The organism is Polynucleobacter sp. VK25 (genome assembly GCF_018687355.1).
Lineage (GTDB): Bacteria > Pseudomonadota > Gammaproteobacteria > Burkholderiales > Burkholderiaceae > Polynucleobacter.
In genome coordinates, this window is the sequence record NZ_CP061288.1 from 665,087 (window position 1) to 679,653 (window position 14,567).

Here is a 14,567-nt window from a genome sequence, read left to right on the forward strand (position 1 = left end):
TTTGAAAGACAAAATTCTTTCGTTTCTAAAACAGTTATCAGAAAAAGCAAAGCCAATTCTGCATAAGGGCACCCATCATGGCGCGCATCATGCAAAAGTGGCGGCTGCTGGTTTAGCAGGCTTGTATTGGAATCTCTCCCCACAAAATCGTAATCGCGTTCGCCTTGCTGCTTTTGCATTCGCCATCCTGTCTTTAGGTATTGTTGTGGGCCGTATTACCAACGTAAACCGTACAGTCAAAATCGAAACCTCTGATAAAGCACTCAAAGTTGAAAAGACGGGCGTGCTTGAATTAAAACTGCCTGGTGTTCAACTGAATCCAGAGATCTATGTATTTCAGTCGGCTGAAAAAGTTCAAGTGCCAGTCAATATCAAGGTGCCCGGACGTTTAGCGTTTAATGCTGAAAAATCGAAGGTGCTATCAGCTCGTGCCCCAGGTCGTGTTGAGCGTATTTATGCTTTTGATGGTGCTCAGGTAGATATTGGTTCGCCCATTGTTGAAATGTACAGCCCAGAGTTCCTATCTGCGCAGCAAGAGTACTTACTATCTTCTAAGACGGCCAAGGTGCTTGAATCTAGTAAAACGATGAGTGACCTATTGGGTGATGCGCGTATTACACAGCAGGCAGCCGCTAATCGCATGCGAAATCTTGGTGCTGGTGACGGTGACATCAAGAGTATTGAAAATACTGGCAAGACCACTAGTAATTTAGTGATGCGCTCACCGTTGAAGGGTGTTGTTGTCAAGCGTAATGTTGAGCCTGGTTCTACGGTGAACTCGGGTGATGTGATTGCTACTTTGGCTGATCCAAAGCAGCTTTGGTTTCTGGGTAATGTGTTTGAGCAAGATTTTCGAATGATTAAACAGGGCCAAAAGATGGTCCTGAATCTTGAGGCTTATCCAGATAAAGAGTTTGTTGCATACGCTAATTACATTGCACCAACCATTGATCCGCAAACTCGCGCTCTCTTGATTCGTGCGGACGTAGAGAATACAGATGATCTTTTGCGTCCTGATATGTATGCCTCAGCATCATTAACCACAGGCACAGCAGATGCGGTAGTTGTTCCGCAGTCAGCGATTGTCCGTGTGCGTGAGAATCGTTATGCCATTATTAAGGTTGGTCCAGAGGTATACAGACGTGTGCCGGTTAAGGGCTATGACCTCAATAGTAAGAGCTTTGCAATTACCGAAGGCGTAGAGCAGGGCTGGCAAGTGTTGGCACAAGGCGCTGTCTTGTTAAACGATCGCTTTGCTAAGCAGGAGGACTAAGTGAGCGTTTTCACCTCCTTTATTCGAGGGGTAATCGAGAAGCGCGTCTTGGTTATATTTGCTTCGATCGTGTTACTCGGACTAGGCATGTTCAGTCTGAGCAAGTTGCCTATTCAGCCATACCCAGGAGTTGCGCCATTAACAATTCAGGCTATTTCTCAGTGGCCTGGTAGAAGTACGACCGAAGTTGAGCAACAAGTCACGATTCCGGTGGAGAACGCTTTAGCAGGTATTCCTGGTCTGCAAGCATTTCGTTCAGTTTCATTATTTGGCTTGTCTGTTGTTACGCTTAAATTTAACGACACTGCTGATCCGTTTAAAGCCCGCCAAACCTTTTTGGCCAACTTAGCAAACGTAGCCTTTCCACCAGGCGTAACTTCTAGCATTAGTCCTGACTCAGATGCTACTGGCGAGATCATGCGTTACGAGGTGCGCTCAGACTATGCAAGCTCAACCTTGCTCAAGACTTTGCAGAATTATGAGATCTACAAAGAGCTCAAGCAAACTCCTGGCGTAGCAGATGTATCTTCTTTTGGCGGCAAGGTGCGCCAGTATCAGGTGATTGTTAGTCCTGAAGGCATGCAAGCAAAAGGCGTATCAGTTAGCCAGTTGGTTACGGCCTTAACAAATTCAAATAGCAATGCTGGTGGCGGACTTTTGCCTAGTGGGGAACAGCAATTTGTGGTTCGTGGTGTAGGACTTCTCAAAAATATCGACGATATCAAGCAAGTGGTGATCGCCATCAATAATGGGGTACCTATTCGTGTTGGTGATGTTGCTAGGGTAGAGATTGGCAATGCTCCCCGTTTAGGCATGTTCCAGTTCAATGACAATCCAGATTCTGTAGAGGGAATTGTTTATCTGCGTCGCGGTGAGAATGCTACTGAAGTGCTAGCCCGTGTTCGTAGCACTGTAGAAAGTATTAATAAACACGTTCTCCCTCCTGGTATCGAAGTAAAGCCTTTTTATGATCGCCAGGTACTTTTGGATATCACTATCGGCACTGTTAAACATACCTTGTTCTTTGGTATCTCTCTAGTGTTGGCCGTATTGTTCTTTTTCTTGGGTAATATCCGTGCAGCCGCTGTAGTGGCTGCAGTTATTCCTTTGGCACTGTGCGTTTCATTCATACAGATGCATTTGTGGAGTGTGCCGGCCAACTTGATATCTCTGGGCGCGATTGACTTTGGGGTTATCGTGGACTCGGCAGTGATTTTGACTGAGAACGTCATGCGGCACCTGGAAGAGGGTGGCAAGCGCCTGAACCAAAGCATCATCATGGCAACTAGCGAAGTGCAGCGTGCCATGATTTATTCGACTGGCATCATCATTGTTGCTTATTCACCATTGTTCTTTATGGGCGGTGTTGAAGGCATCATCTTCAAGCCAATGGCCTTTACGATGGGTTTTGCTTTGATTGCCGCAATGATCTTAAGTCTGACATTCTTGCCAGCAATGATTTCTTTGGTGTTTGGTGAAAACTTACACCATAAACCACCTTCCTTTATTACTAAGATTTTGGATGGTTATAAGCCTTTACTGAGAAGGTGGATGGATCGCCCCTTAACAGTCTTCTCTGTAGCGGTCTTTGTATTGGGCCTCACTCTGCTAAGTATGACCCGTTTGGGAACGGCTTTCTTACCAACGCTTGAGGAAAATAATATTTGGCTAAGGGTAACGCTGCCGAACACGGTGGATTTGGATTATTCAGTTAAGGTTGCCAACCAACTGCGCGAAACCTTTATGAAGCAACCTGAGATAGATAAGGTGGCAGCGCAGATCGGTCGCCCTGATGATGGTACCGACTCTACTGGTGTGTTTAACCAAGAATATGGTCTGTACCTGAAGAGTCCAGAAAATATGCCAAGCGGTTCTTCTAAGAAGGATTTGATTGCACATCTAGAAACCGAGCTTAATAAGATTCCTGGTATTACTTATAGCTTCTCGCAATACATTCAAGATAACGTGAATGAGGCTTTATCAGGTGTTAAGGGTGAGAACTCAGTCAAGATTTACGGTACTGACTTAGATGTGTTGGATCAGAAGGCGCATGAGGTCATCAATCAATTGAAGCAGGTTAGAGGTGTTGCTGATGAGGGCATTCTCAAAGAGCTCGGTCAGCCAACACTCAATATTCAAATTGATCGTGAAAAAGCAGCGCGTTACGGTATTAATGTAAATGACATTCAGACAGTGGTTGCAAATGCAATTGGTGGCGCTGCAGTAACAAACTTACTAGAGGATGAAAAAACCTTTGGTATTGCGGTGCGCTTAAATGAAGGTAGCCGTAATGATGTCGCTGATATTGGCCATTTATTAGTTGAAGCTCCTGATGGAACTAAGATTCCTCTCTCTATGGTTGCCACAGTGCGCTTAACGGATGGTCCTTTCTTCATCTATCGTGAAGCAGGTAAACGTTATATCGCTATTAAATTTAGCGTCCGCAATCGTGACTTAGGTAGTGCTGTAGAAGATGCACAGTTCTTGGTGGAGAAAAACATTACCTTGCCGCCAAATTACTCGATTAGCTGGGATGGTCAGTTCAATCAGATGAAGCAGGCGCAGAAGAAGCTGATGCTTATTGTTCCTTTGGCTTTGATGGGAATCTTCCTATTGCTTGTGAGCGCGTTTGGAAACTTCCGTGATGCTTTCATTGTGATGATTAATGTGCCGTTTGCTGCTATTGGTGGTGTGATTGCATTGCACTTAGCGGGTGAGACCTTGAGTATCTCGGCTTTCTTTGGTTTCCTATCGCTCTTTGGTATTGCGATTCAGGATGGCGTGATCCTGATTTCATTTATTAATAAGACAGCTGCTACTGAACATGGTCAGATGAAAGACGTAATGGTTGAGGGGGCTTCATTGCGCGTTCGACCGGTATTGATGACCGCGGCGCTCTCAGGTTTAGGTCTCTTACCAGCCGCTTTATCTCACTCCATCGGTTCGGAAGCGCAGCGTCCATTGGCTTTGGTGATTGTGGGCGGCATGGTGACAACCACGGTATTGACGCTCTTAGTATTACCAGTAATTTATGGCTGGTTTAGAGGTCGTGCGTTAACTACACCTGCAAGCAACGTTTAATAACTATAAAAAGTCTAGAAGCCTGCCCCTATGAGCAATCGTCAACCCCACATCTTGGTCTCTAATGATGATGGCTATTTAGCTCCAGGCTTATTGGCTTTGGTAAATGCTGTGCGCCCATTGGGGCGCATCACGGTTATTGCTCCCGAGCAAAACCATAGCGGCGCCTCCAATTCTTTAACACTTTCCAGGCCACTCTCCATTCATCGGGTAGCCGGTGGTGAGCGTGATGGCTTTTTCTTTATCAATGGCACGCCTACGGATTGCGTACACGTTGCCATGACGGGGTTTTTAGATGAGAAGCCTGATCTTGTAATCTCTGGCATCAATCAAGGCGAGAATATGGGTGAAGATACGCTTTACTCTGGCACTGTCGCTGCTGCAATTGAGGGCGTCATGTTTGGTGTGCCTGGAATTGCTTTCTCACAAATTGATCGTGGCTGGAATCGCATTGAAGATGCTGCTAAAGCAGCGCATGATGTTGTGGCGCAAATGTTGGTTTCTACTTTAAGTCAAAATAATGCTGATGGCACGGCAGCCCTGCTGAACGTCAATATTCCAAATCGCCCCTATGCTGATTTATATCGCTGGAGGGTGACTCGCTTGGGTAATCGTCATCACTCTCAACCAGTGGTGGTGCAAGACAGTCCACGTGGTGAGAAGATCTACTGGATTGGTGCTGCGGGCGATGTCAAAGAGGGCTCTGAAGGTACAGACTTTCATGCTATTGCTGAAGGCTGTATCTCGATCACTCCAATGCAACTGGATTTAACCCACCATGCTCGTTTAGCGGCGATGCGTGCTAATGGTTGGGATCGCGGTTGAAGGCTCCCACCGAACGCTTTGCTGCTTATCGGCAGGCCCTAGCTGCAAAAGTGCATGCTGGTGGTGTGAAGCACGGTAAAACTTTAGAGGCTATCGCTACTGTTCCACGCCATGCTTTTATGGATGCCGGTTTGCATGCGCAAGCCTACGAAGATACTGCGTTACCTATTGGACACGAGCAAACGATTTCAAAGCCATCCGTAGTAGCACGCATGATTGAGTTGCTCCACAAACCAAAACACAAACTTGGCAAGGTTTTGGAGATAGGTACTGGTTGTGGTTACCAGGCCGCAGTCTTAAGTTTGTTGGCAGATGAGGTTTATTCCATCGAACGTATTCGCCCCTTGCATGACATGGCCAGAGCGAAGTTACGCCCATTTCGGATTAATAACCTTCGCCTGATTTACGGTGATGGCATTTTAGGTTTGCCTCAGGCTGCTCCATTTGACGGGATTATTTTGGCCGCAGCAGGCCTGGGCATTCCAGATGCTTTGCTGGATCAGTTGGCGATTGGGGGGCGCTTAGTCGCTCCAGTTGCTAAAAATGACAAAGAGCAGCAATTGGTAATGGTTGAAAGAATGAGCTCCCAGCGCTATCAAAGAACTGTGCTGGACGGGGTCTTTTTTGTCCCCTTACAATCAGGGGTAGTATAAGAATTATGATGAATTCACCAATTCAGAACCCAATTTAATGCCACGCTTATTTAAAACTTTCCTGATTGCGTTGATATCTACATCCCTGATGATGTTAGTGGGTTGTTCAACGCCGCGTACCAAGCCAGCCAGTGTTACTGATCGCAGTGGAGGGTCAACCGAGCCAACGCCTCCCGGTTACTATCGCGTGAAAAAAGGGGATACTTTGGCGCGGATTGCATTGGATAACGGACAAGCACCGCGTGATGTGACGCAATGGAATAAAGCAATCAATCCAAGCTTTAACCCAAATGTGATTGAGGTCGGTGATTTGATCTTGGTTAAAGCGCCTAGTGGCTCAAAGTCTGCTGGTGTAGTTGATAAGAAGCCTGTAGCGGATAAATCAGGTGCCACAGCCTCAGCTCCAGCATCTACTCCAGAGCCCGTAAAAACAGAAGTCGTTGCTGAGCCTGGTATTCGTTTATCTTGGCCCGCTAAAGGCAAGGTTACAGGCGAGTTCAGCGAGACTAACAAGGGTATTGATATTGCCGGTAAGGTCGGCGAGCCAGTGCTTGCAGCATCTGACGGTAAGGTGGTTTATGCCGGCAATAGTTTGCGTGGCTACGGCAACCTAGTGATTGTGAAGCATGACAATACCTATCTCACGGCCTACGCCCACAACAGCAAACTCTTGGTGAAAGAGGGTGATGCTGTTCGCAAGGGTCAGAAAATTGCCGAGATGGGCGATACAGACGCCACATCTGCAAAGTTACATTTTGAGCTACGCGTGAACGGTAAGCCGGTCAATCCAACGCCATATTTGCAGTGATATTGCAGTAAATACGCATGGCTACAGTCCTAGTATTTGATATTGAAACTATTCCGGATGTAGCCGGCTTGCGTCGTCTAGAAGATTTTCCGGATTCGATGAGTGATTCTGAAGTGGCTGCAAAGGCCATGGCAGATCGAGCCGCTAAAACAGGTAGTGAGTTTCTTCCGCTATTTCTGCAAAAGATCGTTGCCATATCTTGTGTGATTCGTAGAACCACTAAAGAGGGCTTGCCCCAAATTAAAGTGGGCACCCTAGGAACTCCACAGGATGATGAGAAGGTATTAATACAAGCCTTCTTCGATCTAGTTGAAAAATACACCCCCCAATTGGTTTCTTGGAATGGCAGTGGTTTTGACTTGCCAGTCCTGCACTATCGCGCCTTAGCAAATCATGTTCAAGCGCCGCGTTACTGGGAAATGGGCGAGAGTCAAGACTCTGATAGCCGAGAGTTTAAATGGAATAACTACATTAGTCGTTATCACATGCGTCATCTCGATATGATGGACCTGCTCGCTAAATTTAATGGTCGAGCAAATGCGCCATTGGATGGCTTGGCAAAACTGTGCGGCTTCCCAGGGAAGATGGGTATGGACGGCAGCCAAGTATGGCCTGCGTATCAGGACGGCAAGATTAATGACATTCGCCGCTACTGCGAGACGGACGTGGTCAATACATATTTAATGTATTGCCGCTTTCAGTTACTGCGTGGTGGCTTCTCTCTTGAGGAGTATCAAGAGGAAATTAATTTTGTAAAAGCCTATCTAGAAACAGAAGCTAAAGAGCCTAATGGTAGTCAGTGGCAAGAATATCTCCAAGGTTTTGCTGCGGATGCGTAGAGGGGATAAGCCGGTCAACATTGAGGTGACCGAACCAATTAAGGTTGAAGCGCTGGATTTAGATGCCCAAGGAATTGCTCGTCTAGCACCCAATGAGGAAGAGGCTGCCCAAGGTCAAAGTGGTAAGGTCATCTTTATCAAGGGCGCATTGCCAACCGAGTTGGTGACTTACACCATCACTAGTGATAAAGCCCGTTTTAGCAAAGCTAAAGTACGTAACATTCTCAAGCCTGCAGTATTTAGGGCGGAACCGAAATGCAAAGCCTTTGGAGTGTGCGGCGGATGCACTATGCAGCATTTAGATATACGCGCTCAAGTAGCTATGAAGCAGCGCGTTCTCGAAGATGACTTACAACATATCGCCAAAGTAAAGCCAGAAGAAATTCTCCGTCCTATGGGTGGGCCTACTTGGGAATATCGTCATCGCGCGCGTTTAAGTGCTGTAAATCGATCCATCAAAAAAGGTACGGTACTCATTGGTTTTCATGAGGGTAAAAGTGGTTATGTAGCCGACATGCTGGCATGTGAGATCTTGCCTAAGCATGTATCGGATTTATTGCCAGAGATGCGTAAGCTGGTGATGGGTTTATCGATCGTCGATCGTATGCCGCAGATTGAGATTGCGGTTGGTGAGCCAGAAAGCCCCAACTCCGACGACCCTAAGAAAAATAAACCGGTTACCGCCTTAGTGTTTCGTAATCTTAAGCCACTAACAACGGAAGATGAACAACTTCTGCGAGCATTTGCAGATCAGCATCAAGTGTGGATATGGCTGCAGCCTAAGGGTATTGAGACCGTAGCACCTTTTTATCCTGAGACTGGCAAGCTTTGCTATCGCCTGCCTGAGTTTGAGATCGAAATGCCATTTAAGCCTGCGGATTTTACGCAAGTTAATCACATGATGAATCGCGCATTAGTGAGTAGGGCGATTCGTTTACTGGAAGTAAAGCCAACAGATCGTATTCTGGATTTATTTTGTGGCATTGGTAATTTCACACTACCGCTAGCAAGAAAAGCAAAACAGGTTTTGGGCATTGAAGGTTTGGAGAGTTTGACGACTCGAGCAAAGGCCAATGCAGAACATAATGGCTTGGTCGATAAAGCCAGCTTCATGCAAAGTGATTTATTTCTAGTGGCAACAGAAACCATTGCATCGTGGGGTAAGGCAGAACGTTGGTTGATGGATCCGCCGCGTGAAGGGGCGATGGAGATTTGCAAGTCTTTAGCAGAGCTACATTTGCAGCAAAGTGACCTACTTCCGCAACGCATCGTTTACGTATCCTGCAATCCCAAAACCTTAGCGAGAGATGTGGAGATCTTGTGCCATCAAGCAGGCTACCGGCTGAGTAGTGCGGGCATTATCAATATGTTCCCGCATACCTCCCACGTGGAGTCGATTGCGATATTTGACCGGCAGTAGGACTGTAACCCCCTGATCTAAAAACCCTTTCAGTAATTTCCGCCCCAAATGAGTGCATTTAGCCTATTGGCGGTGCAGTAGATCTCAGATCCCGTCTTATAGAAGAGTAGATTGAACTTGTGCGCAGAAGTATTGGCGCCAACCTGGAATTGACTTTTGGGAGTTCATCATGAAAGCCTCAGATAGTTTTGCCCTCTTATTGATTTTGATGGCACTGTCCTACGCTGTAAGTATGTTTGTAGCAGCTTAATTAATTAGCTAAACAAGCAGACTCAATTGCGGCATTTAAAAAGGCGCCCGCAGGCGCCTGATGAGAACAACACACTAAATATCTTGGTGTGTATTAGCTCCCCTTAATCTCGATTACCGCCAACAATCCCCAATAGTGCGAGCAAGTTGGTGAAGACGTTATATACATCTAGGTAGATAGCCAAAGTAGCCATGATGTAGTTGGTCTCGCCGCCATTGATAACGCGTTGCACGTCCACCAAGATGAAGGCTGAAAAGATTGCGATAGCCAATACCATCACGGTCAACATCAAAGCAGGTAGCTGTAACCAGATGTTTGCCAATGAAGCAACAATCAAGAGCAACACGCCAACCATTAGCCATTTGCCCATGCCAGCAAAGTCACTCTTGCTTACAGTCGCAATGGTTGCCATGGTGGCGAATATTGCGGCTGTGCCGCCGAAGGACAACATGATCAGGGTAGCGCCATTGCTGTAGCTATTTAATGTGAAGCCAATTAAGCGGGACATCATGATGCCCATGAAGAAGGTAAAGCCCAGGAGCAGTAGTACGCCAACGCCGGTATCTTTATTCTTCTCGATTGCCCAGAAGAAACCAAAGGCAACAGCCATAAACACCATGAAGCCAATGAATGGACTGCCGGAGAATAGGTCTAAGCCCATTGCAACTCCGAGCCACGCGCCAATCACAGTTGGCACCATGGAAAGCGCCAAGAGAGCGTAAGTGTTGCGGAGTACGCGGTTACGTACCTGGATGGTGCTAATTGAGCCGGTTTGGCCAAAGCCGTAAGAGTTCAGATCACTCATATTGACTCCTTCTTTTTCATTGTTATTACAAGAGCCCATAAAGGGCTGTTGAGAGTAAGTATAGACAAAATGCCCTAATTTCAAGCCCCCTTAGAAAAGACCTACAAATTGAAGGCTTATGCCCTGTAAATTCAAGGGCTTAGCCCTACAGACATAGGGGTAAATACGGTCAAGCAATGTATAATTCGGGGGTCGCTGGAGTAGGGTGGTTAATTAGCCTTCCCCAGCAAATACCTTGAAATCACTATTGGAGTCTTGAATGGCAATTGAACGCACCCTTTCTATTATCAAACCTGATGCTGTCGCTAAAAACGTCATCGGCAAAATCTATGACCGTTTTGAATCTGCTGGTTTGAAAATTATTGCTTCCAGAATGGCGCATTTGTCACAGAATGAAGCTGAGCAGTTCTATGGCGTTCATAAAGATCGCCCTTTCTTTAAAGACTTGGTGAGCTTCATGATCTCTGGTCCTGTAATGATTCAGGTATTGCAAGGCGAAGGTGCTATCGCTAAGAATCGTGATCTGATGGGCGCTACTGATCCTAAGAAGGCAGAAAAAGGCACTATCCGTGCTGACTTCGCTGACAGCATCGATGCAAACGCTGTTCACGGTTCTGACGCTCCTGAAACAGCTGCTGTGGAAGTTGCATTCTTCTTCCCTGGCATGAATGTTTTCAATCGTTAATCGACGATTGCTAACGAATAACCTATTTAATATATAAGTAGGCGCATTGACCTCCCCGCGCGTAAATCTCTTAGATTTTGACGCTGACCAAATGGCAGCGTATGTCGCGGGGTTGAATGAAAAGCCCTTTAGGGCAAAGCAACTCATGCAGTGGATACATCAGCGTGGCGTATCAGACATTAATGACATGAGTGATTTAGCAAAAAGCTTTAGAGCGACTTTGCTAGATAAAGCGGAAGTACTTTCTCTCCCGGTTATTAAAGATGAGCACGCCGCAGACGGCACCCGTAAATGGTTGCTGGACGTTGGTGCTGGCAATGCAGTGGAGTCCGTATTTATTCCAGAGGATGATAGGGGTACTTTGTGTATCTCCTCTCAGGCAGGCTGTGCGGTCAACTGCCGCTTTTGTTCTACTGGGCACCAAGGCTTCTCACGCAATCTCACTTCTGGTGAAATCATCGGACAACTTTGGTTTGCTGAGCATCTGTTGCGCAATGATCCTGAAGCGATTCGCCGCATTGAAAAGTTTCCAACTCCAGGTTGGGAGCACACTGGTCGTGTGATTTCAAATGTGGTGATGATGGGTATGGGCGAACCATTGCTCAATTACGACAACGTAGTATCTGCATTGCGCTTAATGCTCGACGATAGGGCCTACGGTTTATCGCGTCGTCGCGTTACAGTTTCAACATCCGGTGTAGTGCCGATGATTGATCGCCTTGCACAAGATTGTCCGGTAGCACTAGCGGTGTCCTTGCATGCACCGAACGATGCATTACGTGACCAACTAGTGCCACTCAACCAAAAATATCCTTTGCGTGAATTGCTTGATGCTTGTGAGCGTTACTTGCCATTTGCACCGAGAGATTTCTTGACCTTTGAATATTGCATGCTCGATGGCGTGAATGATTCGGATATTCAGGCTAAAGAGTTGGTGCGTTTACTCAGAAACATTAAGTGCAAGATCAATCTCATTCCGTTTAATCCATTCCCAGAATCTGGCCTCAAGCGCTCATCAGCGCAGCGTGTAAATGCTTTCGCTGGCATCCTGTTAGATGCGGGTATGGTTGCCACAGTTCGTAAGACTCGCGGGGATGATATCGCTGCTGCCTGTGGTCAATTGGCGGGAGATGTAGTCGATCGCACTAGAGTTCGTGAACGTGATGTCCATAGCGCCGAGATCGAAATCGAAGAAGTGGAATCCGATGAGCAGTCAAATGAGTACCCCATTGAGTGGCTCAAGAAATTAAACTAAAGATTAGATCCTGATTATTCCAATGAGCTCTAATAATTCTTTGCCACCGTTACCGAATTTACCTTTGGGTCCTTCACCTAAGCGAGCAACCCGTCAAGCAACTGTTGCTTGGAAAACGAACATCATTACTGTCGGCGGAGATGCGCCCGTTCGTGTGCAGTCCATGACTAATACGGACACAGCGGATGCTTTGGGTACTGCGATTCAAGTAAAAGAATTGGCACGTGCTGGTTCGGAGATGGTGCGTATCACCGTGAATACGCCAGAGGCAGCCGCTGCCGTTCCTTATATTCGCGAGCAGCTAGATAAGATGGATGTCTTAGTGCCTTTGATTGGCGACTTCCATTACAACGGTCATACTTTGTTGAATGATTTTCCTGAGTGCGCTAAAGCACTCTCGAAGTATCGTATCAACCCAGGCAATGTGGGTAAGGGCGCTAAGCGCGATCCACAGTTTGCACAAATGATTGAAGCCGCTTGTAAATATGACAAGCCCATTCGGATTGGCGTGAACTGGGGAAGTTTGGACCAAGAGCTCTTGGCTTCCATTATGGATAGTAATGCAGCGTTAGCTACTCCAAAGACCGCGCAAGAGGTGATGATTGAAGCTTTGATTCAGTCGGCATTGCAGTCCGCAGAAAAAGCAGTTGAGTTGGGAATGAATCCAGATCAAATTTTGCTTTCATGCAAGGTTAGCAATGTTCAGGATTTAGTGGCTGTGTATCGTGATCTCTCGCGTCGCTCAGACTACCCATTGCACCTAGGATTAACAGAGGCAGGTATGGGTAGCAAAGGTATCGTGTCGTCAACAGCGGCGATGGGTATTTTGTTGCAAGAGGGCATCGGTGACACGATCCGCGTTTCTTTGACGCCTGATCCAGGTGCTCCTCGCGAAAACGAAGTCATCGTCGCTCAAGAGATTTTGCAAACCATGGGTCTACGCAACTTCACACCAATGGTGATTGCATGCCCTGGTTGCGGCAGAACGACCAGCACCACCTTCCAAGAGTTGGCAGCGAATATCCAGTCCTACTTACGTCAGCAAATGCCGGTATGGAAGAAAACCCATCCTGGCGTAGAGAATATGAACGTTGCAGTGATGGGTTGTATTGTGAATGGTCCGGGCGAGAGCAAACATGCCAATATTGGTATTTCATTGCCGGGAACAGGTGAAACCCCAGCCGCGCCAGTATTTGTAGACGGAGTGAAGGTAAAAACACTGCGTGGTGAGAGAATTGCGGAAGAGTTTCAGGTGATCGTTGACGAGTATGTCAAACAAAATTACGCATCTAAAGTTTAAATAGATCTAAGCAAAACAATAATAAAAATGACTGACCAAAGTAAAGACCCTAAAGCGCAAACCAAAGTCCAGAAGATTAATGGCGTGCGCGGTATGAATGATTTGCTGCCAGCCGATGCTGCGCAGTGGGCGCATCTTGAGCATGTCTTGCGCGATCTCACGCGTGCCTATGGATATGAGTTTTTGAGAACGCCTATTGTTGAGGCAACAGCAGTATTCCAGCGCGGTATCGGTGAAGTGACCGACATCGTCGAAAAAGAAATGTATTCCTTTGAAGATCGCTTGAATGGTGAGCAACTGACTTTGCGTCCTGAGGGGACTGCTGCGTTAGTGCGCTCCGTGATTGAAAATAATTTAATTTATGAAGGCCCAAGGCGCCTTTGGTATACCGGACCCATGTTCCGTCACGAGCGCCCACAGCGTGGCCGCTATCGCCAGTTCCATCAGTTTGGCATTGAAGCTTTAGGTTTTGCTGGTCCTGATATTGATGCTGAAATCATTCTCATGGGTCAACGCCTTTGGGATGAGCTTGGCTTGAGGGGCGTGCGCCTGGAAATCAACTCTCTAGGTCAAGCGCCTGAGCGTGCAGAGCATCGCGCTGCTTTAGTAACTTACTTTGAGAAGAATCAATCTCAGCTGGACGAAGACTCACAGCGTCGCTTATTAACAAATCCTCTGCGTATCTTGGATTCTAAAAATCCAGAGATGCAGGTCTTGATTGAAGGTGCGCCAAAGTTATTGGATTTCTTGGGCGAAGAATCGCTCAAGCATTTCAATGCCGTGCAAGCCCTGCTCAAAGCAAACAATATCCCTTGCAAAATCAATCCACGTTTAGTGCGTGGTTTGGATTACTACAACCTCACAGTGTTTGAGTGGGTGACGGATGAGCTAGGCGCTCAAGGTACGATTGCTGGTGGCGGACGTTATGACCCATTGATCGAGCGCATGGGCGGTAAAGCTGCACCGGCTTGTGGTTGGGCAATGGGTATGGAGCGTGTGCTTGAATTAATGAAGGTTTCTGGATCTTTGCCTGAAGCTCAGGCTCAATGCGATATTTTTGTATTGCATCAAGGCGGTGAGACTTTGACAGCTGCCATGATTATTGCTGAGCGCCTACGCAGTGCTGGCATTGATACGATTCTTTTCTGCCCGCCAGATGGCCAATCTGCCAGCTTTAAGTCCCAGATGAAGAAGGCCGATAGTAGTGGCGCTGCCTTTGCGGTCATTATTGGCCCAGATGAATTGGCTAAGAACGAGGCGCAACTCAAGGATTTACGTGGCACAGGTGAGCAAAAGTCAGTCTCCCTGGATGATGTCCTAGGGGCAGCAATTGATGCCTTAGTCGGCGCCTCCGAATAGAATTAACTAAATTA

The 14,567-nt window shown here is 46.9% G+C and carries 11 protein-coding genes and 1 pseudogene; 11 read left to right on the top strand and 1 reads right to left on the bottom strand.

All coding sequences use genetic code 11. The features are described 5' to 3' along the window. The first annotated feature begins 1 nt into the window (after position 1). The 7 genes and pseudogenes from AOC21_RS03555 (at position 2) to rlmD (ending at position 8,899) form a co-directional block, all read left to right on the top strand. Entirely contained in the window at positions 2 to 1,273 is a 1,272-nt protein-coding gene (locus AOC21_RS03555; RefSeq protein ID WP_215392409.1) for an efflux RND transporter periplasmic adaptor subunit, read from the top strand. After that, on the top strand, positions 1,274 to 4,354 hold the full coding sequence (locus AOC21_RS03560) for an efflux RND transporter permease subunit (protein WP_215392410.1): 3,081 nt from the start codon (positions 1,274 to 1,276) through the stop codon (positions 4,352 to 4,354). Between the two features lie 30 nt (positions 4,355 to 4,384). Further along, complete coding sequence (gene surE / locus AOC21_RS03565; RefSeq protein WP_215392411.1) at positions 4,385 to 5,179, top strand: 5'/3'-nucleotidase SurE; 795 nt, start codon at positions 4,385 to 4,387, stop codon at positions 5,177 to 5,179. Positions 5,180 to 5,208: 29 nt separating this feature from the next. Beyond that, a pseudogene (locus AOC21_RS03570) lies at positions 5,209 to 5,832 on the top strand (protein-L-isoaspartate(D-aspartate) O-methyltransferase); the annotation flags it as partial. A gap of 37 nt (positions 5,833 to 5,869) precedes the next feature. Further along, a complete protein-coding gene (locus tag AOC21_RS03575) occupies positions 5,870 to 6,640 on the top strand; it encodes a peptidoglycan DD-metalloendopeptidase family protein (RefSeq protein WP_215392412.1) in 771 nt (256 codons plus the stop codon). 17 nt (positions 6,641 to 6,657) lie between these two features. After that, positions 6,658 to 7,479, top strand: a complete 822-nt coding sequence (locus AOC21_RS03580) for a 3'-5' exonuclease (protein ID WP_215392413.1) — start codon at positions 6,658 to 6,660, stop codon at positions 7,477 to 7,479. Further along, positions 7,472 to 8,899, top strand: a complete 1,428-nt coding sequence (gene rlmD / locus AOC21_RS03585) for a 23S rRNA (uracil(1939)-C(5))-methyltransferase RlmD (protein ID WP_215392744.1) — start codon at positions 7,472 to 7,474, stop codon at positions 8,897 to 8,899. Before AOC21_RS03580 ends, rlmD begins: the two co-directional genes overlap by 8 nt. A gap of 353 nt (positions 8,900 to 9,252) precedes the next feature. On the opposite strand, the gene AOC21_RS03590 is transcribed toward rlmD, so the two are convergent. Further along, on the bottom strand, positions 9,253 to 9,954 hold the full coding sequence (locus AOC21_RS03590) for a Bax inhibitor-1 family protein (RefSeq protein WP_215392414.1): 702 nt from the start codon (positions 9,952 to 9,954) through the stop codon (positions 9,253 to 9,255). A 259-nt stretch (positions 9,955 to 10,213) separates the two neighbouring features. Between AOC21_RS03590 and ndk the strand changes: the two genes are divergently transcribed. Genes ndk through hisS form a run of 4 tightly spaced genes read left to right on the top strand, consistent with a single transcriptional unit; the run spans position 10,214 to position 14,553 of the window. After that, the gene (gene ndk / locus AOC21_RS03595) at positions 10,214 to 10,639 is read left to right on the top strand and encodes a nucleoside-diphosphate kinase (protein WP_071465494.1); all 426 of its coding nucleotides are present in this window, start codon (positions 10,214 to 10,216) and stop codon (positions 10,637 to 10,639) included. A gap of 46 nt (positions 10,640 to 10,685) precedes the next feature. Beyond that, complete coding sequence (gene rlmN / locus AOC21_RS03600; RefSeq protein WP_215392415.1) at positions 10,686 to 11,894, top strand: 23S rRNA (adenine(2503)-C(2))-methyltransferase RlmN; 1,209 nt, start codon at positions 10,686 to 10,688, stop codon at positions 11,892 to 11,894. Positions 11,895 to 11,916: 22 nt separating this feature from the next. Continuing rightward, positions 11,917 to 13,194 (top strand): flavodoxin-dependent (E)-4-hydroxy-3-methylbut-2-enyl-diphosphate synthase, encoded by a 1,278-nt coding sequence (gene ispG / locus AOC21_RS03605; RefSeq protein ID WP_215392416.1) that lies wholly within the window; start codon positions 11,917 to 11,919, stop codon positions 13,192 to 13,194. Next, positions 13,195 to 14,553, top strand: a complete 1,359-nt coding sequence (gene hisS / locus AOC21_RS03610) for a histidine--tRNA ligase (RefSeq protein ID WP_371817810.1) — start codon at positions 13,195 to 13,197, stop codon at positions 14,551 to 14,553. Positions 14,554 to 14,567 lie beyond the last annotated feature (14 nt).

Excerpts from the sequence above, each read along its gene's own strand:
- ispG (WP_215392416.1), top strand. The coding sequence starts at position 11,917 with ATGAGCTCTAATAATTCTTTGCCACCGTTACCGAATTTACCTTTGGGT.
- AOC21_RS03580 (WP_215392413.1), top strand. The coding sequence starts at position 6,658 with ATGGCTACAGTCCTAGTATTTGATATTGAAACTATTCCGGATGTAGCC.
- AOC21_RS03575 (WP_215392412.1), top strand. The coding sequence starts at position 5,870 with ATGCCACGCTTATTTAAAACTTTCCTGATTGCGTTGATATCTACATCC.
- rlmD (WP_215392744.1), top strand. The coding sequence starts at position 7,472 with ATGCGTAGAGGGGATAAGCCGGTCAACATTGAGGTGACCGAACCAATT.
- surE (WP_215392411.1), top strand. The coding sequence starts at position 4,385 with ATGAGCAATCGTCAACCCCACATCTTGGTCTCTAATGATGATGGCTAT.
- AOC21_RS03590 (WP_215392414.1), bottom strand. The coding sequence starts at position 9,954 with ATGAGTGATCTGAACTCTTACGGCTTTGGCCAAACCGGCTCAATTAGC.
- ndk (WP_071465494.1), top strand. The coding sequence starts at position 10,214 with ATGGCAATTGAACGCACCCTTTCTATTATCAAACCTGATGCTGTCGCT.